The 23,235-nt window shown below is 68.1% G+C and carries 26 protein-coding genes; 10 read left to right on the top strand and 16 right to left on the bottom strand.

Annotated elements, in window-relative coordinates:
- Nucleotides 1-8: 8 nt before the first annotated feature.
- The 14 genes from FHU38_RS02675 to paaI form a co-directional block, all read right to left on the bottom strand.
- Nucleotides 9-1,220: a type III PLP-dependent enzyme gene (locus tag FHU38_RS02675; protein ID WP_167166161.1), complete on the bottom strand. Its 1,212-nt coding sequence runs from the start codon at nucleotides 1,218-1,220 to the stop codon at nucleotides 9-11.
- Nucleotides 1,213-2,898: an IucA/IucC family protein gene (locus FHU38_RS02680; RefSeq protein ID WP_167166163.1), complete on the bottom strand. Its 1,686-nt coding sequence runs from the start codon at nucleotides 2,896-2,898 to the stop codon at nucleotides 1,213-1,215. The genes FHU38_RS02675 and FHU38_RS02680 overlap by 8 nt, the downstream gene beginning before the upstream one ends.
- The gene (locus FHU38_RS02685; RefSeq protein WP_167166165.1) at nucleotides 2,895-4,433 is read right to left on the bottom strand and encodes an IucA/IucC family protein; all 1,539 of its coding nucleotides are present in this window, start codon (nucleotides 4,431-4,433) and stop codon (nucleotides 2,895-2,897) included. The genes FHU38_RS02680 and FHU38_RS02685 overlap by 4 nt, the downstream gene beginning before the upstream one ends.
- A complete protein-coding gene (locus FHU38_RS02690; RefSeq protein ID WP_167166167.1) occupies nucleotides 4,427-6,040 on the bottom strand; it encodes an IucA/IucC family protein in 1,614 nt (537 codons plus the stop codon). The genes FHU38_RS02685 and FHU38_RS02690 overlap by 7 nt, the downstream gene beginning before the upstream one ends.
- Complete coding sequence (gene sbnB, locus FHU38_RS02695) at nucleotides 6,040-7,032, bottom strand: 2,3-diaminopropionate biosynthesis protein SbnB (RefSeq protein WP_313886646.1); 993 nt, start codon at nucleotides 7,030-7,032, stop codon at nucleotides 6,040-6,042. The genes FHU38_RS02690 and sbnB overlap by 1 nt, the downstream gene beginning before the upstream one ends.
- A 10-nt stretch (nucleotides 7,033-7,042) precedes the next feature.
- Complete coding sequence (gene sbnA, locus FHU38_RS02700; protein ID WP_167166169.1) at nucleotides 7,043-8,032, bottom strand: 2,3-diaminopropionate biosynthesis protein SbnA; 990 nt, start codon at nucleotides 8,030-8,032, stop codon at nucleotides 7,043-7,045.
- 205 nt (nucleotides 8,033-8,237) lie between these two features.
- Nucleotides 8,238-8,435 (bottom strand): hypothetical protein, encoded by a 198-nt coding sequence (locus FHU38_RS02705; protein ID WP_167166171.1) that lies wholly within the window; start codon nucleotides 8,433-8,435, stop codon nucleotides 8,238-8,240.
- A gap of 256 nt (nucleotides 8,436-8,691) precedes the next feature.
- Nucleotides 8,692-8,892 (bottom strand): hypothetical protein, encoded by a 201-nt coding sequence (locus FHU38_RS02710; RefSeq protein WP_167166173.1) that lies wholly within the window; start codon nucleotides 8,890-8,892, stop codon nucleotides 8,692-8,694.
- 243 nt (nucleotides 8,893-9,135) lie between these two features.
- Nucleotides 9,136-9,336, bottom strand: a complete 201-nt coding sequence (locus tag FHU38_RS02715; RefSeq protein ID WP_009156415.1) for a hypothetical protein — start codon at nucleotides 9,334-9,336, stop codon at nucleotides 9,136-9,138.
- 265 nt (nucleotides 9,337-9,601) lie between these two features.
- Complete coding sequence (locus FHU38_RS02720; protein WP_167166175.1) at nucleotides 9,602-9,802, bottom strand: hypothetical protein; 201 nt, start codon at nucleotides 9,800-9,802, stop codon at nucleotides 9,602-9,604.
- 251 nt (nucleotides 9,803-10,053) lie between these two features.
- The gene (locus FHU38_RS02725; RefSeq protein WP_167166177.1) at nucleotides 10,054-10,371 is read right to left on the bottom strand and encodes a hypothetical protein; all 318 of its coding nucleotides are present in this window, start codon (nucleotides 10,369-10,371) and stop codon (nucleotides 10,054-10,056) included.
- Between the two features lie 164 nt (nucleotides 10,372-10,535).
- Nucleotides 10,536-11,144 (bottom strand): TetR/AcrR family transcriptional regulator, encoded by a 609-nt coding sequence (locus FHU38_RS02730; RefSeq protein WP_167166179.1) that lies wholly within the window; start codon nucleotides 11,142-11,144, stop codon nucleotides 10,536-10,538.
- A 12-nt stretch (nucleotides 11,145-11,156) separates the two neighbouring features.
- Nucleotides 11,157-12,446, bottom strand: a complete 1,290-nt coding sequence (gene paaK / locus FHU38_RS02735) for a phenylacetate--CoA ligase PaaK (RefSeq protein ID WP_167166181.1) — start codon at nucleotides 12,444-12,446, stop codon at nucleotides 11,157-11,159.
- On the bottom strand, nucleotides 12,446-12,832 hold the full coding sequence (gene paaI / locus FHU38_RS02740) for a hydroxyphenylacetyl-CoA thioesterase PaaI (protein WP_167175408.1): 387 nt from the start codon (nucleotides 12,830-12,832) through the stop codon (nucleotides 12,446-12,448). The genes paaK and paaI overlap by 1 nt, the downstream gene beginning before the upstream one ends.
- A 239-nt stretch (nucleotides 12,833-13,071) precedes the next feature.
- Here paaI and paaZ point away from each other — a divergent pair, with 239 nt between their 5' ends.
- From paaZ to paaE, 6 genes are all read left to right on the top strand, one after another.
- Nucleotides 13,072-15,102 (top strand): phenylacetic acid degradation bifunctional protein PaaZ, encoded by a 2,031-nt coding sequence (paaZ, locus tag FHU38_RS02745; protein ID WP_167166183.1) that lies wholly within the window; start codon nucleotides 13,072-13,074, stop codon nucleotides 15,100-15,102.
- Between the two features lie 121 nt (nucleotides 15,103-15,223).
- Nucleotides 15,224-16,177, top strand: coding sequence for a 1,2-phenylacetyl-CoA epoxidase subunit PaaA (gene paaA, locus FHU38_RS02750; RefSeq protein ID WP_167166185.1), 954 nt, complete (start codon nucleotides 15,224-15,226; stop codon nucleotides 16,175-16,177).
- Nucleotides 16,174-16,455, top strand: coding sequence for a 1,2-phenylacetyl-CoA epoxidase subunit PaaB (gene paaB, locus FHU38_RS02755; RefSeq protein ID WP_009156406.1), 282 nt, complete (start codon nucleotides 16,174-16,176; stop codon nucleotides 16,453-16,455). The genes paaA and paaB overlap by 4 nt, the downstream gene beginning before the upstream one ends.
- A gap of 6 nt (nucleotides 16,456-16,461) precedes the next feature.
- Nucleotides 16,462-17,328 carry a 1,2-phenylacetyl-CoA epoxidase subunit PaaC gene (gene paaC, locus FHU38_RS02760; RefSeq protein WP_167166187.1) on the top strand — a complete coding sequence of 289 codons (867 nt, stop codon included), beginning with the start codon at nucleotides 16,462-16,464 and terminating at the stop codon, nucleotides 17,326-17,328.
- Complete coding sequence (gene paaD / locus FHU38_RS02765) at nucleotides 17,322-17,825, top strand: 1,2-phenylacetyl-CoA epoxidase subunit PaaD (RefSeq protein WP_167166190.1); 504 nt, start codon at nucleotides 17,322-17,324, stop codon at nucleotides 17,823-17,825. The genes paaC and paaD overlap by 7 nt, the downstream gene beginning before the upstream one ends.
- A 1-nt stretch (nucleotide 17,826) precedes the next feature.
- The gene (paaE, locus tag FHU38_RS02770; protein WP_167166192.1) at nucleotides 17,827-18,912 is read left to right on the top strand and encodes a 1,2-phenylacetyl-CoA epoxidase subunit PaaE; all 1,086 of its coding nucleotides are present in this window, start codon (nucleotides 17,827-17,829) and stop codon (nucleotides 18,910-18,912) included.
- A gap of 33 nt (nucleotides 18,913-18,945) precedes the next feature.
- Here the strand turns inward: paaE and FHU38_RS02775 are convergent, their stop codons facing one another.
- Nucleotides 18,946-19,395, bottom strand: coding sequence for a MarR family winged helix-turn-helix transcriptional regulator (locus FHU38_RS02775; RefSeq protein WP_167166194.1), 450 nt, complete (start codon nucleotides 19,393-19,395; stop codon nucleotides 18,946-18,948).
- Between the two features lie 110 nt (nucleotides 19,396-19,505).
- Here FHU38_RS02775 and FHU38_RS02780 point away from each other — a divergent pair, with 110 nt between their 5' ends.
- From FHU38_RS02780 to FHU38_RS02795, 4 genes are all read left to right on the top strand, one after another.
- Nucleotides 19,506-20,471 (top strand): ring-cleaving dioxygenase, encoded by a 966-nt coding sequence (locus FHU38_RS02780; protein ID WP_167166196.1) that lies wholly within the window; start codon nucleotides 19,506-19,508, stop codon nucleotides 20,469-20,471.
- On the top strand, nucleotides 20,468-21,091 hold the full coding sequence (locus FHU38_RS02785; protein ID WP_167166198.1) for an alpha/beta hydrolase: 624 nt from the start codon (nucleotides 20,468-20,470) through the stop codon (nucleotides 21,089-21,091). The genes FHU38_RS02780 and FHU38_RS02785 overlap by 4 nt, the downstream gene beginning before the upstream one ends.
- Nucleotides 21,092-21,340: 249 nt before the next feature.
- Nucleotides 21,341-21,661, top strand: a complete 321-nt coding sequence (locus tag FHU38_RS02790; RefSeq protein WP_009156399.1) for a hypothetical protein — start codon at nucleotides 21,341-21,343, stop codon at nucleotides 21,659-21,661.
- 75 nt (nucleotides 21,662-21,736) lie between these two features.
- Complete coding sequence (locus FHU38_RS02795; RefSeq protein WP_167175411.1) at nucleotides 21,737-22,465, top strand: Abi-alpha family protein; 729 nt, start codon at nucleotides 21,737-21,739, stop codon at nucleotides 22,463-22,465.
- Here FHU38_RS02795 and FHU38_RS02800 read toward each other — a convergent pair.
- Nucleotides 22,414-23,235, bottom strand: a complete 822-nt coding sequence (locus tag FHU38_RS02800) for a mycofactocin-coupled SDR family oxidoreductase (protein ID WP_167166200.1) — start codon at nucleotides 23,233-23,235, stop codon at nucleotides 22,414-22,416. The genes FHU38_RS02795 and FHU38_RS02800 overlap by 52 nt on opposite strands.

Raw genomic sequence — 23,235 nt, forward strand, 5'->3', positions numbered from 1 at the left:
GCCGGTGTCTACTGCCGACGTGGCGGCGAGGTGTCGGGAGCGGGGGACTCGCGGGCAGGAGCGGGGGACTCGCGGGAATGGAACAGCTGTTCGGGGTGGGGGTGGCTGAGGAAATCGTGGTGGGAGATATCCCAGCCGTACGCGCCCGCGAGGCGAAATTCCAGCACGTCACCGGCGCGAACGCGATCGACGACCACATCACGGGCCAGTACGTCCTTCGGCGTGCACAGCTCACCGACCACCGTCACGGCTTCGCCGGTCAGCTCCGGGCGGGGCAGCCGCGTCGGCCACCGGTCCACCGGGTGAACGACGAACGGGTGGCTGTGCTGCCACGAGGCCGGCAGCCGGAAGTGGTGCGTCCCGCCGCGCACCAGCACGTAGTTGACGCCGTGGTTGCGCTTGACGTCCAGCACCTCGGTGAAGTAGCTGCCGCAGTCGGCCACGAGGAACCGGCCGCATTCGAAGTCGATCTCCTTCCAGTGCGCGGGGAAGGTGCGCACCAACTCGGCAAGGCCCTTCGTGAACGCCGTCCAGTCGAACACCTCGCCGTCATCGGCGTAGTTGACGCCGATGCCCCCTCCGACATCGACAGCCTCGCAGCGCAGGCCGAACTCGGCCTCCCAGCCGCAGATCTTGCGGCGGTACAGCTCGAGCAGTTCCAGGTGCGCGGCGGCGGAGAGGTTGTTCGAAAGCGAGTGCAGGTGGAACCCGGCGAACCGGATACCGGGAAGTTCGATCACGGTGCGCACCGCCTCGCCGAGCCGCGCCTCTTCGATACCGAACTGGGTCGGCCTGCCCGCCATCGCGAGCGTGGCGGGAGGGAACCCGGCTGAGAGGTTCACCCGTAGCAGTACCCGAGCCGTGCGGCCGGTGCGCAGGGCGGCATCGGAGATCCGGTGCAGTTCGAGCACGCTTTCGGCGTGCAGGCGCGAGACACCCTGCCGCAGCGACTGGCTGATCTCAGCTGGAGTCTTGGCGGGTCCGCCGAACAGTGTCTCCCGTGCGCCGGCTGCGCTCGCCTTGGCCAGCTCTCCGCCGGAGGCGACCTCGAACCCTGCCACGATGGGTGCGAGCGTGCGAAGCAGCGGCGGCGCGCTGTTGGCCTTCATCGCGTAGAACATCCGGCAGCGCGGCGGCAACGCCGCAACCACCGCGCTCGCGTGCCGGGCCAACGCGTCGAGGTCGTAGCGGTAGCGGCAGATCGGCTCGTTGTCAGTCATGGTGCGCGAGCGGGTTGGGTGCTGGGTGCAGCCGGGGCTCGGTGTCCGGAAGCAGCCTTCGGGTGGTGAGCTTCTCCACCGACACGGTGGGCTTGTGAAGGTCGAAGATCGCGCTCGGGAACCGTTCCCGGTAGGTGCGAAGACATCCGCGCACGACGGCCCAGAAGTCGCGTTCGTCCAGTCCGTAGTTGTCGGCGAGGAACATCGCGAGCTCACCGAGGTTGACGAAGCAGAACGCGTCGAGCAGGAAGTCGGCGACGAGGTCGGGGTCGTCGGTCTCGACGAAGGAGTTGCGGTTGCCGTGATGCGCCGGGGTGGCCCGCAGCGTCGGGCAGCGGCTGGGCTGGGCCAGGTGTGCGCGACTGAACCGCACACCGTCGTGGAAGTCGCGCAGTGCCACCCTTGTCGGCAGGCCGTCTCGGTGCAGCAGCACCATGTTCTGCGCGTGTGCCTCCAGCGCGACACCGTGTTCGCACAGCAGCCGCACCAACGGAAGCACGGCTACCTTGCTGAGCCGACGCAGCCAGCTTTCGAGCCCGTGCTCGCTCACCCAGTCGTCGATCAGCGGGCTGCCGTCGGCGGCCCTCGCGGTCAGCGCGGTGAACGGTGCGGCCTGCTCGCCGGGGTCGAGCCGGGGGTGCAGGCTCTCCCGCCACACGCAGCCGAGCGTGCCGTAGCCGGCTTCGCGGAGCAGGCCCTTGTCGGCGGTGACGGCCGTGCCGAGCAGCTCCCGTAGCAGCACCGGCCGCCATTCGTCTCGCAGCACCGGGTCCGTGCACACCAGCTCGTACAACCAGTCGGAGATCAGCGGTGCGTTGTGCACGGTATGTGGAGCCAGCACCCGGCTGGTGGAGGTGTTCACCAGCGACATGGCCAGCTTCAGGTAAGGCCGGTCCGGATTGTCCACACAAGACAGCGTGCGGATGGACTGCTGAGCTGTGAAGGTGTCCGGGTCCTCACCGAGCACCACCAACTCGTCGGTGCGTAGCTGTTCGGCGTAGGTGTGGCAGATGCGCTCGCGCCACTGCCACGGGTGTACGGGCAGCAATGTGTAGTCGTCGCCGGGCAGCGGGTCGAACGCTGAACCGAGCTGCGCGCGCAGGAACCCGGATTCCTCGACGCCGCGTGAGGCGTTGACCTCGGCGATGTCCCGGTTCACCGCCAGCCACAGTGGACGGATTGGCTGGGCGAACTCCGGACCGTAGGCAAGGTTGTCGACGAGGTCGAACCCGATCCGTGACTTGTAAGCCGGGTGGTAGCGATGCCCCTCGATGACTTGGCTCTCCAGCGTGTCGTAATCGGTCTTGACGGTCTCCCCTTCGCGCAGGTGATGTGCGACGGCGTCCTTGAGAAGGGTCTCTTCCAGCTCCTTCGTGAAGCGGGCGAGATGTTCGGGGTCGGCTTCGATGTGCTCGGCGAGCTCGGAAAGCAAAACCCCTACCGAGGTGGGCTCCTCGCCGTCGCGGAGCAACTCGTCCACCGTGACCCTGCCGAACGTCTCACGTCGCCGTGCGGTGTAGGTGTAGCGCACGCCGTTCGCGCCGATCAGCGTGCCGTTCACGCCCTGGTCGATCGCTTCCTCGTACAGCAGCGACTCGAACAACTGCCGCAGCACCCTGCGGCGCACGTGCGGGTAGCTCGGCGCGGTGAGCGCGGCTCGCAGTAGCTCCGGGTTCATCGCGTCTCCCGCAGTGGGTTGGGAATCTCGACGTATAGCGGGCGTTCGGCTCTTCCGGTGAACCTGCTGACTAGGTTCGCCTTGGCAGGCAGCGTCGGCATGGCCAGCAGTCGACCTGCCTGCGGTACGTCGAGCAGCACTCGCCTCGCAACGGCCCACAACCGCTCCTCGCCCGCGCCGCTGTACCTGCCCAGCACGTGCACGAGATGGCCGAGCTGGTTGGTCACCGCGTGGTAGCACAGCCGCTGCCATGCCTCGGCGTCGGAGTAGCCAAGCGGGCTGCCCGGGGCGAGCGGTCGGCCCGCCTGGCTGCTCACCGCCACACCTTCCAGGTCGCGTACCCACAACCGCGAAGGTTGCCCACCGTCGGTGCACAACAGCGAGTTCTGCACGTGCGCCTCGAGGCTCACCCCGTGTTGTTCGAACAACGACAGCAACGGCACCAGCGAGATGGCCAGGTACCGGCGCAGCCACTCGCCGACATCTCCCGCAGCCCGAACATCGCGCACGAGCACGCCCGGGTCCTCGAGCACGCCCGCGAGCACGCGTGGTGCCTCGCCGTTGTGGGCGAAGGGGTTCTCCCGGTACAGCACGGCGAAGTCAGCGGCGAGGTCGGGCCCTACGGCGTCGGGGTTCAAGGTGCGAAAACCGCTCTCGAGAAGTACGCCGAAACCCTCGTGCGTGGGCAGCGTGCCGATGAGGCCGCTGGCTTCCATGGCTCTGCGCAGGTGCTCCATGGGGTTGTTGCGAACGAAGTTCGTGATCCGTACCCGCAGCGGCAGCTTCCATGCCGTCGGGAAACCGGGGTCGCAGACCGTGCGCGCCGACGATGTCGCGTAGACGGGCCTGCCGAGCGGGCCGAGCGGTACCAGCCCACCTTCCCTGATCAAGGCGGTGACCTCCGCGCGATCGAGCAGGTACCGCGCCTGCCACGGATGCGCGGGAAGCGGTAGGTAGCCCCGAGGTACGCGGGCCGCGACCTCGCCGGGCTCCCACGGTCCCGGCCAGACGCGCTGCTGCGACACCAGTTCTCGTGCCACGGCGAAGTAGTGCGGAACGAACGTGGCGCCGAGTTCCGGTGCGTAGCGTTCGAGGTCGGCGTCGCTGAATCCCTCCGCGCTCTTGGGCGTGGGGTGGAAAGGGTGGCCGAGTAGCACGCTCTGCTCGGCGTGTCTGGTGATCGCGTGTGCTTCTGCCGGGCGGCGCGGCCTCGCCCTGGCGAGATAGCGCGCGGTGCGCGCGGTGCTCTCCTCGATCTGCGCGGCCAGTTCGAACCCGTCGTGCCCTGTCCCTGCGGCGAGCTCGGCGAGCAGTGCGGCCACGAACTCCTCGTGCGGCACCGAGGTGTCGTCGGCGTAGTCGTGGTGACCGAGTGTGCAGCGGTGTACCACCTCGACCACCAGTTCCCCGCAGGTGGCTGGCAGCGCGATCCGCAGCGAGCCCGTGCCCCGCACCGGCGTGCCTGTCTCGCGCAGGTATGCGTTGAGCAGCCGACGCCGGGTCGCGCGCCGTGCGGCGGCCCGCGCGCTCAGCACAGCAGCGGGTTCGGCACCGTGCCCGCGGCCGCGGGCATGCTCGCCCCCGGCGAGTTGCCGCTGCGCAGCAGTGGTCCGAGCACGTGGCGGCTCGGCCACGTCGGTTCCCGTAGCAGTAGCGTGCTCACCTGCCTTGGCAGGCGTACCAGGTCCATGGCTTCGGTCAGCGCCACTCGAAGCTGTTTCCACAGTGTCCTCTCCGCGATGCCGAAGGAGCGGGCGAGTGCGTCGGCGATTCCGTACAGGTTCACCTGGACTCCCAGGGTCTGGAAGTATCCGACGAGTTCGGTGGGGTCGTCGAGCCGAAGAGACTGCCGCGCGCCCTGCCGCACCCGATACTCGGGGTCGGCGATCCCAGCGTCCGCAAGCCACGGCGGGTGCACGCGGACGGTGTCGTGGTCGCGCAGTACGAACAACGAGGGCATGCCATTTTCGAGCGTGACCGCGACGTTCTGCCCGTGCACTTCGGGGAGCATGCCCTTGCTCAGGAAACCGAGAGCCAGCAGGCAGAAGCGATGGCACAGTCGACGGAAGAACGGCAACGGGCCCTCTGGCAGCCGGATACCGTGCGGGTACAGCCGCGGTGAGGCGAACGCCGCCATCGGGACGGCACCGCGGGCTTGCGGTGGATAGCGGCGCAGTTGGGCCGCGAGCTGGCCGGGACGGTCGGCGAACTCGTCACCGTTCCAGCCCACCCAGCCACGTTCGTCACAAACCGTCACGACGCTTCGTAGCAGCGGATCGCTGGCCAGCGCCGCTCGCAGGGCGAGTTCGGCTCGCTCACCGTTGTCGAGGTAGCGTGGCGGCAGTAGCCGGGTAGCGCCGAGTGTCGCGACGCCGAGCGGCAGTTTGACGTGGGTCGCCGGGTCGGGCGAGGCCAGCGTGCGCAGCGACGCGGTGGGCCGGAACTCGCCCAGACCCCGCGCCACGGGCAGGATCAGCCCCGCGTCCAGCTCCGAGGCGAATTCCCGCGGCAGCACGTGGCGTGACTGCCAGGGATGGACGGGCAGCAACACGAAGCCGGGCCGCGTCTCAGCGGCGAGCCGGTGCGCTTCGGCTTCGCCGAGCAGCAGCCGCGCCAGCTCCGCTGGCGGCGTGCCTTCGCCGTGCCGCAGGTGATCGGCGCGAACCGCGATCCAGTCGAGGCCGAGCGGGTCGCGTCGGGTGGGACCGTAGGTTGACAGCTCCTCGGTACTCCAGCCCGCGACCGCCCTTGCCGTGGGATGGAACGGCCGGTTTCGGGCCCAGGCGAGGCGCTCGGCCGTGAGCGGGTCGAGCACCGCGCCCCCGTCGAGGTCTTCCTCCGCCGCGCGCGCGAGCTCGGCGTTCGCGACGGCGGTACGCAGGTCGGTGGCGACCTGACCGACGTGTGGCTGGTCACGGGCGAGGTGGCTGATCAGCTCATCGGGCGATGCCTGCCGTCCGGCGATGAGTACCGGCCCGCGGGCGAACCGGTGTGATTGCAGTGCCCCGCCCGCGCGCACCCGGACGCTGACCTGCCCCACGCGATACCAGCCGTCCTCGAGCACCCCGTCGCCGAAGCCGAACAGCCGTTCCTGGATCAGCGCGTCGACCAGGTCGGCCAGCACGAGTTCCTCGGGGGCCACTAGTAGAGGTCCAACCAGGTCCCGACCCCGCGGCTCCTGGCGCGTTCGTACACCTCGGCGGCGCACGCGATGTCCTCCACAGCCATGCCCATGGGGTTGAGCAGGATGATCTCGTCGTCGGTCTCGCGTCCCGGCCGCGTTCCAGCCAGCACCTCGCCAAGCTCGGCATGCAGCCGCTGCCTTGAGAACGAGCCCTCCTCCACGAGCTGATTGATGATCTTCTTCTCCCGGTTGCACTGGTCCCAGTCGTCCACGACGACCTTGTCGGCGCCGAGGAAGACGTCCTTGTGCACGTCCATGATCGACACGTTGCACAGGAAGGTCCCCGGCTTGAGCCAGGACAGCGAGATGTAGGGCTCGTCGGTGACGGTGCACGGCACCACGACATCGCCGGAGCGGACCGCGTCCTCGGCGCTGTCGGTCACCCGCACGCGCACCCGCTGTCCCAGCCGCCGCGCCAGTTCGCGGGCGGCTTCCTGCCTCACGTCGTAGGCGTGCACGGTGTGGACGTTGGGAAACCGCTGCAACAGCGCGGTGACCTGGGTGCGGCCGATGACGCCGCAGCCGATCAGCGCGACATCGGTGAAGCCCACCGGGGCGAGATGCCGTGCGGCCAGGCAGGTGACCGCCGCGGTTCGCCACGCGCTGATGAGGCTGCCTTCCATGACGGCGACCGGATAGTTGGTCGCCGGGTCGTTGAGCACGATCAACGCGCTCGCCCGCTCCCGCCCGGACAGCGGGTTGTCGTGCTTGCTGCCGATCCACTTCAGCCCGGAAACGCCAGGGTCACCGACATGGGCGGGCATGGCGATGATGCGGTCGGCGATGTGGCCCTTACCCACTCGCAGGTAGGGCTTGAGCGGCTGCACGGTCCTGCCCTCCGCGTGCGCGATGAGCGCGGACTGTAGCGCGTCGACGTAGAGCTGGCAGCTGTCGCCCCCGACTGCCGCGACGTCGTGCCGGGCGAGGTACAGCATGCGGGGTTTGGGCACGGCCATCTCCTCACACCGTGCCGCGGCGGCGGGTCGCCGCGGCGAGCCAGTTGTCGTCGTAGACGAGGTCCAGGTAGCGGTCACCGCGATCGGGGAAGATCGCCACGACCCGGCACGGCCTCGGCAGCTCGGGCATCGCCCTTGCGATGGCCGCGACCACCGACCCCGTCGAGCCTCCTGCGAAGATCCCTTCGGCGGCCAGCAGCCGTCTGCATCCCAGCGCGGCCTCGACATCGTCGACGTGGATCACCCCGTCGATCTCCTCGGGCCTGCACAGTTCGGGCACCCGGCTCGCGCCGATGCCGGGCAGGTCGCGTGGCCCCGGGGCGCCACCGAAGATCACCGACCCGACCGCGTCGACGGCCACCACGCGCAGCGCGGGGAAGCGTTCCCGTAGCCGACGGGCGCAGCCGAGAATGCTTCCGGTCGTGCTCACCGGCGCGAACAGGTAGTCGGGTGCACGGGTGAGTTGTGCGGTCAGCTCGGCACCGGTGCCGTGGTAGTGCGCCTGCCAGTTGCGATCGTTGGCGTACTGGTTGATCCAGACGGCCCGCGAATCCTTAGCGAGCAGTTCCCTAACCCGGCGGATGCGGGACAGCAGGTAGCCGCCCGTTTCGTCGGGTTCGGAGACGAGCTCGACGTCGGCGTGCAGGTTGCGAAGGATGGCGAGGTTGGCGCTGGTGGTTTTGGGGTCCACCACGCAGGTGAAGGCCAGGCCGTGCACGCGGGCGGCCATCGCCAGCGCGATGCCGAAGTTGCCGGAACTGCTCTCGATCAGCCGCGACCCCGCGGCGATGGACCCTTCGCTCAGCCCCGACTCGACGATGTGCCTCGCGGTGCGGTCCTTCATGCTCCCGCCGGGATTGAGCAACTCCAGCTTGGCGACCACCTCCGCATCCGGATCGGGGAACAGCCTTCGGAGCGCGACGATCGGGGTGTTGCCGACGCAGTCGAACACTGACTCACGGACGGACTCGGCCACGGTCGGGGCGGCGGTCACTGGACTCCCTCGGCTCGAGGACTGGGTAAGGTAAGTCTTACCTTATTTACCCCATGGCTGCCAATAAGGGGCCGGACACCTTCGGTCACACTTTCGGGGATTGGGGCACCGTGCTGGTCGGCACCGAGGCTCGTCGCATGAGCTGCCCCGGGGACCGACCGGTGCCCGGGGCAGCTCTATCGCAAGCGCTGTCGTAATGACCGATTCAGTCCCACATCACCCCGCCTGCCTCGGCGCTGACGCCGCCGACGACGGCACCGTTCGGTCCTGCTGCCGCGAAGAACGCCTGGTACTCCGCACCCCAGGCAACGCCGCCGTCATGGGCGGAGGCGACACCCGCGGTGCCGAAGGCCAGTGGGACCGCCAGTGCGGCGGCGACCATTCCGCGTCGAAGTGTGCGCATGGCTGTGGTTCCTTTCTTCCGTGTCCACCAACGCTTGGTTCGGCCTTCTCGTGCTATGGCTGGCCGTTGAAGACCGGACCGCCGTGCGAGGCGGTTGCCTCGGCACCTCGGGTTGGTACCCCGGCCGTGTGGGGCTAACCAACCTCGCTCTCCTCGAAAGTGGACGGCCACGCCAAGGCAGGGAGCACGCGCGTGAGGATGCCCCGGGGGCGTTGCCCCCGGGGCATTCCTGGTGACGGACTGGTTGGTTACCAGGTCAGTCCCACATGATCCCGCCTGCCTCGGAGTTGACGCCGGCGACGATGGCGCCGTCGGGGCCTGCCGCGGCGCCGAACAGCTGGTACTGGGCGCCCCAGGCGGCACCGCCGTCATCGCAGGCCGACGCGATACCGGTGGCACCGAAGGACAGCGGCAGGGCGAGCGCGACCGCCACCATTCCGCGACGAAGTGTACGCATGAGAGAATTCCTTTCTCTGTGTTCACCAGAGGGGTTGGGTCTGGCCTTCTCGTGCTCTGGCTGGCTGTTGAAGGCCAGACCCGCCGGATCGAGGCTCGGACGGCCTCTCTCTTCCCTTACCCTGCGGGTGGTGGTCTAACCGGTTGCGGTCGACAAAGGATTCACCCACATCGTTGTGTGCGCTGAGAATGCCCCGGCGACCTCGGCCGCCGGGGCATACTCGTTCGCTGGTCTACAACCAGGTCAGTCCCACATGATCCCGCCTGCCTCGGAGTTGAGGCCGGCGACGATGGCGCCGTCGGGGCCTGCCGCGGCGCCGAACAGCTGGTACTGGGCGCCCCAGGCGGCACCGCTGTCGTCCCAGGCCGACGCGACGCCGGTGGCACCGAAGGACAGCGGCAGGGCGAGTGCGACCGCCACCATTCCGCGACGAAGTGTACGCATGAGAGGAGGTCCTTTCTGTACTTTCTGCCTGTTCACTACAGGAGGTCTGGACTTCCGAGGTTATGTGGTTCACCACGAACGCCAGACCACTACTTGCGCGGGCCCGAACGGGCCTCAAGGGTTTTCCTACCCTGCCCGTCGTGGTCTAACCGGCTCCGGTCGGCAACGAAAGTCACCCACATCGTTGTGGACAGCCGAAAAATGCCCCGGGAGCCAACTAGGCCCCCGGGGCATTCCTTGTCGCAGGCGCTGGTCTACAACCAGCTCAGTCCCACATGATCCCGCCTGCCTCGGAGTTGAGGCCGGCGACGATGGCGCCGTCGGGGCCTGCCGCGGCGCCGAACAGCTGGTACTGGGCGCCCCAGGCGGCGCCGCCGTCGTCGGTGGCCGACGCGATACCGGTGGCACCGAAGGACAGCGGCAGGGCGAGTGCGACCGCCACCATTCCGCGACGAAGTGTACGCATTTGTTGATCCTTTCTCTGTGTTCCCGAAGGGGGCCGACCCGGCCTTCTCGTGCTTGGGCTGGCTGTTGAAGACCGGATCGCAATCGAGGCCGACGGCCTCGCCACGACTGGTACCCGCCCCCGCTCGCGACTATGCCGCTGAGTCGACAAAGGACCTGTGCGATGTCACCCGTTGGTGCGTCGAACAGGGTGATGCCCCGGGGAGTCCGCTCCCCGGGGCATCACCGTGCCCTACCTGGTGCACCGCCGAATCACCAGCGGTGCCACCACGATTCGGAGTGGATACCGAACGTGGCAGCGCCCTGCGGGCCGGCGAACGCGCCGAAGGTGGTGTAGTCCGCGCTGCCGCCGCTGCCGTTGTTCCAGCGCCCCTCGTTCATGAATCCGTCCGCTTCGGAGTGAATTCCTCCGACAACGGCTCCCTCGGGGCCCGCGACGGCGAACTCGGAGCCGTACTCGGCGCCCCACGACGCGCCGCCGTCGTCGGTCGCGGACGCGATACCGGTGGCGCCGAAGGACAGGGGGAGGGCGAGTGCGACCGCCACCATTCCGCGACGTACTGTGCGCATGAGGAGTTCCTTTCTCCGTCTTCACGAAAGAGCAGGGTCCGACCGTCACTCGTGTTCGCGGCAATGGAGGCCGGACCGGGATTACGCCGAGGCTCGCCTCGCAGGTCCGCTGTGCGACCCGCTTTACGCTAACCACATGTCCGGTTCGGGCGCATTCCGCTTCATCAGCTCGGGCGAACCCGGATTCCGTCGAATGCGACCCTGGCCACGGCTTCGACGATGTCGTCCGCACCGTTCCGTGGCCGATACCACTCGATCAGGGAGTTGACCATTCCGAAGAGGAGTCGAGCCGTGGTGGCGGGGTCGATGTCGGGCCGGATGTCCCCGTCGCTTTCGGCCTCCGCGACCAGCTCCGCCACGATCCGGTCGAACTCACGCCGCCTCGTCAGCGCTGCGCGTTCCACATCCGTGTTTCCCCGCACCCGCAGCAGCAAGGTGACGAACGGCAACCGATCGTGCAGTACCGAAACGCTGCCGCGCACGAGCAGCTCCAGCCGATGGATCGCTCTACCGTCGGCCTGCTCGGCCTGTTCGACGACGGCGAACAGGCCGTCGAGCGCCCTGTCGACGGCGAGTCTGAGCAGTTCTCGCTTGCTAGGGACGTGGTGGTAGATGGCGGATTTGGTGATTCCGAGCTTGCGGGCGAGATCCTCCATGCTCGTGCCGTCGTAACCGCGCTCGTTGAACAGCTCCACGGCGACGCGCAGCACCGACTCCAGGTCGTAGCCCGGCCTGCCCCTGCGCGTGGTCTTGGTCCCCGGCGCTGCTGTCATGCGGCCAGTATCTCAGTCGGCGCGGTTGTCGATGACGCGGCGCATCTTGCCGACCGAACGCTCCAGAGTCTCCGGGTCCACGACAGCGACGTCGACGCCGACGCCGATGCCCTCGCGTACCGCTGAGACGATCTCGGCGGCGGCGGCCTCCCTGCGCTGTTGTGGTGTGTCGGCATTCGCCTCGACGTGGACGGTCAGCTGGTCGAGGCGGTCCTTCTTGGACAGGACGAGCTGGAAGTGCGGGGAGAGCCCTGCGGTGCGCAGTACGATCTCCTCGATCTGGGTGGGGAACAGGTTCACCCCGCGCAGGATGATCATGTCGTCGGAGCGTCCGGTGACCTTCTCCATCCTGCGGTAGGCGGGGCGCGCGGACCCCGGCCGAAGGCTGGTGAGGTCGCGGGTGCGGTAACGGATCAGCGGTAGCGCTTCCTTGGTCAGCGAGGTGAACACCAGCTCACCGTGTTCGCCCTCGCCGAGCGGGTTCTCGTCGATGGGGTCGATCACCTCGGGATAGAAGTGGTCCTCCCAGATGTGCAGGCCGTCCTTGGTCTCCACGCATTCCTGCGCGACACCTGGACCCATCACCTCGGAGAGACCGTAGATGTCGACCGCGTCGAGTCCCGCGCGCTCCTCGATCTCGACGCGCATCCGCTCTGTCCACGGCTCGGCACCGAAGATGCCGACCCGCAACGAGCTCTGCCTCGGGTCGAGGCCCTGCCGTTCGAACTCGTCCAGCAGGGTCAGCATGTAGGAGGGCGTCACCATGATGACCTCAGGACGCAGGTCGGTGATGAGCCGCACCTGCCGCGCCGTCATGCCGCCCGACGCCGGTATCACGGTGCAACCGAGCCGCTCTGCACCGTAGTGCGCGCCGAGCCCGCCGGTGAACAGTCCGTACCCGTATGCCACGTGAACCTTGTTGCCAGGTCGTCCTCCGGCAGCGCGGATGGACCGGGCCATGAGTATCGCCCAGTTGTCCAGGTCGGTTTCGGTGTAGCCAACAACGGTGGGGGTTCCGGTGGTGCCGCTTGAGGCGTGCAGCCTGCGCACCTGTTCCTGTGCCACCGCGAACATCCCGAACGGGTAGTTCTCTCGCAGATCGCTCTTGGTGGTGAGCGGGAACTTCGCGAGGTCGGACAGTTCGCGGCAGTCGTCGGGGTGCACGCCGGCGTCGTCGAATCGCTTGCGGTAGAAGGGCACGTTCTCGTAGGCGTGCCGCAGCGTCCAGCGCAGTCGCCGGAGCTGGAGTGCCCGCAGCTCGTCGGTGCCGAGCCGCTCGTTCGGGTCGGTGAATGCCGCCATCAGACTTCCTTGTCAATGACTCGACTGCGACCGCGGAACTCCGCGATGACCGCGCGTCCTGCCGCGTCCTCGCGGTGCACGGTGACGTCGTAGATGCCGTTGCGTCCGTATCGGGTCCGTTCCTGCGCCGTGGCCACCAGGTAGTCACCGAGGCGGGCAGCGGCGACGAAGGTGATCTCCGCACCAGCCGCGACCGTGACCGGACCATGGCTGTTGCACGCGCACGCGAAGCTGGTGTCGGCGAGCAGGAAGACGTATCCGCCGTGGGCGATGTCGTGTCCGTTGACCATGGCTGAGGTGACCCGCATCGCCGCGACAGCACGACCGTCACCCGCCTGTAGTAGCTCGATGCCGAGGGAGCGGGATGCTTCGTCGACGGCGAACATGTCGTGAGCCGCGTTGCCTGTCACTGGCCGCCAATCCTGCTAACTGACCGAATGGACGGTTAATACTGGTCGCCCTGTCCAGGAGGTGTCAAGAGAACGCGACCCGCGACCGTCCCGCGCATCGGTTGTGGAAACTCTTCGCGGCGGAATCGCGAGCCGGTCACGCATTGCCCCCCGGGCGACCACGCGCCTAGAATTACCGAACGGACGGTTAGTAATTCGACGAGGAGGTCACCAGCATGGGTCCGTTGCCCAGCTACGTAAGCGGTGAGTGGCGCGCACCGTCCGGCCAGGGAACACCGCTGCTCGACGCGGTTACCGGCGAGCAGGTCGCCACCGTCTCCTCCTCGGGGCTCGACCTGGGCTCGGCACTGCAGTACGGCCGCTCGGTCGGCGGCCCCGCGCTGCGCGAGCTGACCTTCCACCAGCGCGCGGGGTTGCTGAAGGCGCTGGCCTCCCACCTTCGCGAACACCGCGGCGAACTCTACGAACTGTCCGGGCGCACGGGTGCCACGCTTGCCGACTCGAAGTTCGATGTCGATGGCGGCATCGGCGTGCTCTTCGCCTACTCGAGTAAGGCGAGGCGGGAACTGCCCAACGACACCGTCTACGTCGAGGGGGACGTGGAAACCCTCGGCAAGCAGGGCACGTTCGTCGGGCAGCACATCGCCACCCCGCTTCGAGGCGTCGCCGTGCAGATCAACGCCTTCAACTTCCCCGTGTGGGGACCGCTGGAGAAGTTCGCCCCCGCCTTCGTCGCGGGCGTGCCGAGCCTCGTGAAGCCCGCCAGCCAGACCGCCGACCTGACCCACCGCCTCGTCGAACTAGTCGTCGGGTCCGGTCTGCTGCCGCCGGGCTCGCTGCAACTGGTCTGTGGCGGCGCGGGCGACCTGCTCGACCACCTCACCGAGCAGGACCTGGTGTCCTTCACCGGCTCGGCGGCCACGGCACAGCGGCTTCGGGCGCACCCGGCGATCGTGCGTAACTCGGTGCGGTTCAACGCCGAGGCCGACTCGCTGAACTGCTCCGTACTCGGGCCGGACGCGACCCCGGGAACCGCCGAGTTCGACCTCTACGTCAAGCAGCTCGTCACCGAAATGACCGTGAAGGCAGGCCAGAAATGCACCGCGATCCGGCGCGCGCTCGTACCCTCGGCGTTGATCGACGAGGTCGCGGAAGCGGTGAGCGGGAAACTGGCCTCGGTCACCGTCGGCAACCCGGGCAGTGACGGTGTGCGCATGGGTGCGCTGGCCAGTCTGGAGCAGCGTGAGGAGGTGCGCCGCAGCCTGAAAGCGTTGCTCGACGCGGGGTCGATCGTGTTCGGCGACCCGGAGCACGTTGACGTGGTGGATGCCGACCCGCGGCGCGGCGCGTTCATTTCCCCCGTGCTGTTGCGCGCCGACGATCCCGGACGCGCGGAGCCGCACGAGGTCGAGGCTTTCGGTCCGGTCAGCACGCTTGTGCCGTACGGGTCCACCGAGGAGGCCGTACGGCTGGCCGCGAGGGGCAGCGGCAGCCTCGCGGGGTCGATCGTCACCGCCGACGCGGACTTCGCGCGGGACGTGGTGCTTGGTGTGGCGCCCTGGCACGGCAGGCTGCTCGTGCTCGACGCCGACGACGCGGGCGAGTCCACCGGCCACGGCTCGCCGTTGCCCGCCCTCGTGCACGGTGGCCCCGGCCGCGCGGGCGGTGGTGAGGAGTTGGGTGGCATCAAGGGCGTGCTGCACCACATGCAGCGCACGGCCGTGCAGGCGAGCCCGCGCGTACTCGGCGCCGTCACCGGGCGCTGGGTGCCAGGGGCTCCCCGGTCGGAGGGTGGGCATCCGTTCCGCAAACCACTGTCGCGGCTTCGCGTCGGCGATACCGTCGTGGCGGGCCCGCGTGTGGTGACAGGGGAGGACATCGCGCACTTCGCCGAGTTCACCGGCGACACCTTCTATGCGCACACCGACGAGGAGCAGGCCAGGGCCAACCCGCTGTTCGGCGGCATCGTCGCTCACGGCTATCTCGTGGTGTCGTTCGCCGCGGGGCTGTTCGTCGACCCGGCACCCGGGCCCGTGCTCGCCAACTACGGGTTGGAGAACCTGCGGTTCCTCACCCCCGTCAAGCCGGGTGATGAACTCACCGTCACCCTGACGGCCAAGCAGATCGTCCCCAGGGAGAACGCCGACTACGGCGAAGTCCGCTGGGACACCGACGTAACCAACCAGCGAGGTGAGTCGGTCGCGAAGTACGACGTGCTCACACTCGTCGCGAAGGAGGCCCGATGAGCGAGAGTCGCGGAGCTTGCGCAGCGGTGCTCATTGGGGCCGACCGGGGTGGGCCCCCGCTGTGGCAGGTTTTTGGGCCACGGCAGGGGAGGGTGTCCCGCAAGACGCAGAAGGAGGCCCGATGAGCCCCGCGACGCTGCCCCAGCCCGACCTGCAGCGGCACTTCGAGCGCACCATCGAGCGCGACCAGCGCATCGAGCCACGGGACTGGCTTCCCGAGGGTTACCGGAAGACGATGATCAGGATGATCGCGCAGCACGCGCATTCGGAGATCATCGGTATGCAGCCGGAGGGCAACTGGATCACCAGGGCGCCTTCGTTGCGGCGCAAGGCGATCCTGCTCGCCAAGGTGCAGGACGAGGCTGGGCACGGGCTGTACCTGTACTCGGCTGCGGAGACGCTCGGCGCAGACCGGGCCGAGCTGACCGAGAAGCTGATTTCCGGCAAGCAGAAGTACTCCTCGATCTTCAACTATCCGACGCTGACGTTCGCGGACGTGGGTGTGATCGGTTGGCTTGTGGACGGTGCCGCGATCTGTAACCAGGTTCCGTTGTGCCGCAGTTCCTACGGCCCGTACGCGCGGGCGATGATCCGGATCTGCAAGGAGGAGTCGTTCCACCAGCGGCAGGGTTACGAACTGCTGCTGACGATGATGCGTGGCACCCCTCGGCAACGGGACATGGTGCAGGAATCGGTTGACCGCTGGTGGTGGCCTTCGCTGATGATGTTCGGCCCGCCGGACGCGGAATCACCACACACCGAGCAGTCGATGGCCTGGAAGATCAAGCGACACACCAACGACGAGCTGCGCCAGCGGTTCGTCGACATGACGGTTCCACAGGCCGAGATGCTCGGGGTGAGCCTTCCCGACCCGGATCTGAAGTGGAACGCCAAGCGTGGGCACTACGACTTCGGTGAGATCGACTGGTCGGAGTTCAAGCAGGTGGTCTCTGGCAACGGGCCGTGCAACGCGCAGCGTGTGGCGCATCGGCGCGCGGCGCACACCGACGGTGCCTGGGTGCGGGAGGCCGCGGCCGCGTATGCGGCGAAGCGAGCAGGCAGGAGCGCGGCATGAGCGAATGGCCACTGTACGAGGTTTTCGTGCGAGGCAAGCGAGGGCTCAATCACGTACACGTCGGCTCGCTGCGCGCGGCCGACGGTGAGATGGCGTTGCGCAACGCGCGTGACCTCTACACGCGTCGAAACGAGGGAGTCAGCATCTGGGTGGTGAAGGCCGCCGACATCACCGCGTCCTCTCCGGACGAGAAGGACCCGTTCTTCGCGCCGAGCGGCGACAAGGTGTACCGCCACCCCACTTTCTACGACATTCCCGACGATGTTCCACACATGTGAGCGACCATGTCATTCGACAACGCCTACGAGGCGGTAACCGCCGACAACGACTCCAGGTGGGCGTTCGGCACCGGATTCACCGACCCGCTGTCCGGAGTGGACAAAAAGGTGCCGGAAGGGGTTCACGTTGGCGAACTGACCGCCTACTGCCTGATGCTCGGCGACGACGCGCTGATCCTCTCCCACCGGGTGCAGCAGTGGTGCACCAACGCCCCCGAACTTGAGGACGAGGTCGCGCTGGCCAACATCGCGCTCGACCTGCTGGGGCAGGCCCGGCTGCTGCTTTCCCGGCCGGGCGACAGGTCGGAGGACTCCTACGCCTTCTTCCGAGAGGAGCGGGAGTTCCGCAACGTCCGGCTCGTCGAGCTGCCACGGGGTGACTTCGCCGAACTGATCGCCAGGTTGCTGGTCTTCTCCACGTGGCGGCTCGCCGTGGCGAACCGGCTGACCGGGTCGCGCGACCAGGTGCTCGCGGCCGTAGCCTGCAAGGCCGTGAAGGAACTCGCCTACCATCGCGACTACGCAGCACAATGGACGGTCCGGCTCGGCGATGGGACCGGTCACTCACGGCAGCGCATGGCGGCTGGGTTGAGTGCTGTCTGGCCGTATGTTTCGGAACTGTTCAGTCCACATGAGATCGAACTGTCGCTCGCCGATGCCGGAGTCGCCGTTGACCCGCGTAGTGTGCGGGGTGAGTTCGACGACGTGCTCGCGACCGTACTTTCGGAGGCCACCCTTCAGGTGCCCGACGTCGCTCCGGTTCCTGGTGTGGCGGGCAGAGCCGGACGCGGCGGTGTGCACAGCGAGGCGATGGGTTACCTGCTCGCCGAGTTGCAGAGCGTCGCCAGAGCGCACCCGGAGGCGACATGGTGACGGCACTCCGAGACGCGCGGGCGGTGGCCGAGACCGTGACCGACCCGGAGCTGCCGATGTTGACACTGGCCGACCTCGGTGTGTTGCGGGAAGTGCGGGAGGTCGACGGCAGTGTGATCGTGTCGATCACCCCCACCTACACCGGCTGCCCCGCCATGGACACCATGCGCGACGACCTGGTGCACGCGCTGCGTCGGGCCGGCTACCCCGATGTCGAGGTACGCATCGTACTGACTCCCGCCTGGAGTTCCGACTGGATCAGTGAGCGGGGCAGGCTGCGGCTCGCGGAGGCGGGCATCGCGCCGCCTGGTGACGCACCGCGAACGCCTTCCGGGCCGGTCCCGCTGAACCTTCGACCACCGAACCGAGTGGTGCGGTGCCCTCGGTGCGGTAGCGGCGACACCGAGGAGGTGTCGCGCTTCGGTGCCACGGCGTGCAGGGCGCTGCACCGTTGCCGCGCGTGTGCGGAGCCGTTCGAGCACGTCAAGGAGATCTGAAGTGATCGCGTCAACTATTTCCCGGCCTCGCACGGTGTTTCACCAGCTGACCGTCGCGAACGTGGCGCGGCTGTGTGACGACGCGGTCGCCGTGACGTTCGAGGTGCCGCCGGAGCTCGCGCAGGCCTACGAGTTCGCTCCCGGACAGTCGCTGACACTGCGGCGCACTGTCGAAGGACGCGAGGAACGCCGGTCGTACTCGATCTGTTCGCCCCCTGGAACGCCGCCAAGGGTCGGAGTGCGGGAGATCCCAGGAGGGTTGTTCTCCACGTGGTTGGTGCGGCAGGTGCGGCCGGGTGACCGCATCGAAGTCGGAACCCCGACGGGCACTTTCACCCCGCCGGCAGGCCTGCCCGGCGCTCACCACGTGTTCGTGGCGGCGGGGTCGGGGATCACGCCTGTGCTGTCGATCGCGGCAGCCCTCCTCGGCGAGCCCGGTACGACGGTGACTCTGTTCTACGGGAACCGACGGGCGAGCACGGTGATGTTCGCCGACGAGCTGGCCGACCTGAAGGACCGCTACCCGGCGCGGTTCGAACTCATCCACGTGCTCTCCAGGGAGCCGAGAGAGGTGGAACTGTTCAGCGGAAGGCTCGACGCGCGAAAGCTCACCCAGTTGCTGAGGCTGGTCCCCGATCCTCGGCAGGTGGATCACTGGTGGCTGTGCGGCCCGTTCGGGATGGTGACCGACGCCCGCGAGGTGCTGAGCGAACTGGGGATCGCCAGGTCGAAGGTGCACCAGGAGTTGTTCTTCGTCGACGACGTGCCGCCCGCGCCGGTGCGCCACGCCGAGGTGCCGGAGCGCGGCGCGACGAGCGAGGTGACGGTGAAGCTCGACGGGCGCACCACCACGGTCGCGGTCAGCAAGGAAACGGCCGTGCTGGACGGGGCGCAGCGATCCCGTCCCGATCTACCGTTCGCCTGCAAGGGCGGGGTTTGCGGCACCTGCAGGGCAAGGCTGGTCGAGGGCGAGGTCGACATGCGGCGCAACTTCGCGCTGGAGGACGAGGAGGTGGCGGCCGGGTTCGTGCTCACCTGCCAGTCCCGGCCGGTCAGCGACCGGGTGCGGGTGGACTACGACGCCTAGCCAACCGCCGAACGTCATCGCGGCCGTCGCGGTTCAGGAGCGGTTGACCTCACGCAGTGTGCGCATCGCGTCCGCCAGCGCGGCGGTGGTCTGCGGTCCAAGTGGGCTCAGCACGGTCCTGCGCAGAATGTCGGCACTGGCCTTTCTGGCCTGCGCGGCGATGTCCACTCCGTGCGTTGTCAGGCACACATAGGTGACACGGCGGTCCTGCGGGCTCGGCAGCCGCCGGACGAGACCCGCCGCGACGAGGCGATCCGCTACCTTGGTGAAGCCCCCGCTTGACAGCGCGGCCTCCTTCGCGAGGCGGGTCATCGGCATCCGGTGCTGCGGTGCACGTGCCAGCCGAAGCAGGATGTCGAAGGAGGCAGGGGCGAGTCCGAACCGTTGCGCGATCTCACCCAGCAGCCGGTCCTGCGTGGCGAGGTAGCCCTCGGTGACCAAGCCCCACAAGGCAACGACCTCGTCGTCGGGTTCGTTCGGCACGCCCGCGAGTGTACCCACCACAATCTTGCGTGGAGAAATCTTTCTGGCAAGAGTTTATCGGGTTAGTGTGGGAGGTATACGGCTCGGCAAGGAGGCGGCGAGGAGGAGCCATGCCGTTCAGGACCAGCGGACTGCACCACGTCACAGCCATCGGCGGTGACCCGCAGCGCAACGCCGACTTCTACCTGCGCACCCTCGGGCTGCGGCTGGTGAAGACCACGGTCAACTTCGATGACCCCGGCACCTACCACCTCTACTACGGCGACGAGTCGGGCAAGCCCGGAACGCTGCTGACGTTCTTCCCGTGGCGTGACGCGCCCAGCGGGCGGATCGGCACGGGACAGGCCACCACCACGTCCTTCTCCGTTCCGGAGAACTCGATCGGTTGGTGGAAGCAGCACCTGGAGGTCTCGGGGGTGGAGACCGGGCAGGTCAGCAACCGCGAGGGCGAGGACGCGCTGACTTTCCGCGATCCCGACGGGCTGCGACTGGCGCTGGTCGCACATCCGCAGGGCGATCCACGTAACCCGTGGGACACGCGGCTGGTTCCGGCGCAGCACGCGATTCGTGGCCTGCACTCCGTGACGCTGTCGGTGTCCAGAGAGGACGCCACGGCGGGCATGCTCACCGAGGGCCTCGGACTGAGCTTCGCGGAGGAGGACGGCAACCGCTTCCGGTTCATCGCGGGTGAGGGCGGCCCCGGTGCCACCGTGGACGTGCAGGTGACGCCGGACGCACCAAGGGGCCTGGTCGCGGCGGGCACCGTGCACCACGTCGCCTGGCGTGCTCCCGACGAGGAAACGCAGGCAGCGTGGCGCGAAGAGTTGATCGGCCGCGGTGTCGGCGTCACCTCGATCATGGACCGGCAGTACTTCCGCTCGATCTACTTCCGAGAGCCTGGCGGCACCCTGCTGGAGATCGCGACCGACCAGCCGGGGTTCTCGATCGACGAACCGCTGCTGGAACTGGGGCGCGCGCTGAAGTTGCCGCCGTGGCTCGAACCCGACCGGCAACAGCTCGAAGCCGCGCTGCCGAGGCTGCACCTGCCCTCGGAGAACAACCCGGTGCTGGCATGACCGGCTTGTCGCTCGAACACCGTTACGTAGAGGGCGATCCCGCCTCCCCGGTGCTGCTACTGCTGCACGGAACCGGGGGCACTCCCGAGGACATCCTCGCGCTCGGCAAGGAACTTCTACCGTCCGCTTCGATGCTCGCGCCCGCCGGGCCGGTGTCGGAACACGGCGCGGCCCGCTGGTTCAGACGACTTTCAGAGGGTGTGTTCGACACCGATGACGTCGTCGCACGCGCGGAGCAGCTCGCCGACTTCGTCGCCGCCGCCACGCGGCGGTACGGCCTCGCCGAGCGCAGGTTGGTCGCCGCCGGGTTCTCCAACGGGGCGAACATCGCCGCCGCCGTGGCGTTGCTTTCCCCGACGACGCTCACCGAACTGGTGTTGTTCGCCGCCATGTCGCCGCTGCCCGACCCGCCTCGACACGACCTCAGCGGCACGCGGGTACTACTGCTCAACGGCAGGCACGATCCGATGGCGCCGAGGGAGTCCGCCGAACGGCTTGTGGCCACCTTCCGGGAACGCTCGGCGGAGGTCACCGAGCACTGGCACTCCGGCGGCCACCAGATCACGGTGGACGGGCTGGCGGCCGCGAAGACGTGGCTGACGGGCCCGTCCGGTCGGTGAGCCAGGGCGGTGGCGCGGTGTCACTCCTGACCTCGCTGGCGAAAAGCGCACCAGCTCAGACGGTGGAACCACTGCCACTGCTTCGAACGGCCTAGTAGCAATGGCGGATGGAGTATTGGCCCGATTCCGCGATTTAGGATGGTTTGACTTTCGGGAAGTGTCGGGGAAGGTGCACGATGAACTTCGGTGACATGGTCGACTGCCCGCGCTGCCACGGCTCCGGGCTCGCACCCAACCGGAAGGATCCTTGTGGCAACTGCGGAGGGCTCGGGCAAGTCCCCAAGTAGCGGCGACTGTGGGCTGTGTGAGGGCTCCGGCACGCTCGCCTGGCAGCAGCCGCAACCGTCCGGGATTCTGCGGACCATGGAAATGCCGTGTCCGAACGGCTGCGGTGAGTACTGGAAACACCCGCATGCCGAGCGCGATCGTGTCGTCGAGCAGCCCGATGACAGTCCGGCGCGCGCCGAGGGCAATACCGACGAGGCCAACCGGATCGGCGCGGACTTCATCCGCAACGCGCTGGAGAACTGGGGGTTCCTTGAACAGGACAAGGACGGAACCAACAGGTGAGGCCTCGCCAGTAGCATCGCAGGAGTGAACTCCGAGGTTCTGGTGCGCCGCGCGGGCAAGGCCGCGGGCTTGGCGATGCGCGCGGGGTCCGCGCTGGGCAGGCGCCTTCCCGGTGCGCACGCCGCGCAGGCAGGCATGCGGTCCTTCGAACGCAAAGCGATCGACCAGCTACGCAGGCGGCTGGACCCCACGGCCGCCTATCCGGCCACCGTCGCGATCTCGACGCCCAAGGCGCTCCTCACCGACGCGACCATCACAGTGGGCACCGGGGCCTCCCACCCGCTTCGCGCAGGTATGGCGGAACTGCTGCGCAGATCCACCGCCTCGGACGCCGAAACGGCAAGGGAGCAGCTCTACGCACTCATCCTCCGGCAGTTGGCTCCCGACGAGGCACGCATGGTTTCGCTGCTGGTCACCGGCTCCGCGTTCCCGGTGATCGACGTCGTCGAGCGTACCGGCTTCGGTGCGGCGAGGGCGGTGCTGTACAACGCCTCCACGCTCGGCAAGGCCGCGGGAGTGTCGCTGCCGGACCACGTACCCGCCTACGTCACCAGGATCGTCGCTCTCGGCCTCGCGTTGCTCGGCCCGGAGGACGCCGCGCTGAGCACCGAATACGAGATCCTGCTGACCGATGAAACCGTGCGGGAAGCGCAACGCGGGCTTTCCCGGCCCAGGTTCGTCCGGCGCAGCGTGCGGATATCTTCGCTGGGAGCGCAGTTCTGGGCCGCCTGCGATCCCGGTGACGGCTGGCGCTACCTGACCGAGAACCCCGCGTCGACCGGCAACATCACGCCGGTGACGTAGCGGGCTTGGTCGGAAACCAGCCACGCGATCGCGTTGGAGATGTCACTGGCCTCCACCACCTCAACCGGAAGCAGATTCGACATCGCCGCGCCGGCATCGGGGTAGTGCTCCAGGAACTCCTGAATCGCGTCGTTGTTGACCATCGGGGTGTTGACGCCCGTGGGATGCACGGTGTTCACGCGGATGCCGCGAGGGCCGAGCCAGTTCGCCCACGACCGCATCAGCCCGACCAGGCCGTGCTTGGCGGCCACGTAGCCGTCCATCGCGCCGGTTCCGTTGCCACCCCTACCGGAAAGGCCCTGGGTGGAGCTGGTCAGCACGATGCAGCCGCCCTCATCCTGTTCGAGTAGTGTCGGCACGGCGGCGTGCACGGTGTGCCGCACACCGGCGAGGTTTGTCGCGATCACGTCGTTGAACGCGGCGACGGGGTCGCTCTCGCGAGATGTGAGTGGCGCGATACCGGCATTGGCCAGCACGATGTCCAGCCTGCCGAGTTCGGAGACGCCCTGGTTGACGACGTCCTCCATCGCCTTCGGCTCCCGCACGTCGCCTTCCCTCGCGACGATCCTCCTGCCTAGGCCCTCCACCGCACGCACCGTTCCCGCGAGGTCTTCCGGGGTCGCCATCGGGTACGGCACGGTGTCGATCTGGGCGCAGATGTCCACCGCGATGATGTCCGCGCCCTCCGCAGCGAGCCTGACGGCGTGGCTGTACCCCTGTCCTCGTGCTGCGCCGGTGATGAACGCGACCTTGCCCTCGAGCGATCCCAT

It is taken from the genome of Saccharomonospora amisosensis (genome assembly GCF_011761185.1).
GTDB classification, from domain to species: domain Bacteria; phylum Actinomycetota; class Actinomycetes; order Mycobacteriales; family Pseudonocardiaceae; genus Saccharomonospora_A; species Saccharomonospora_A amisosensis.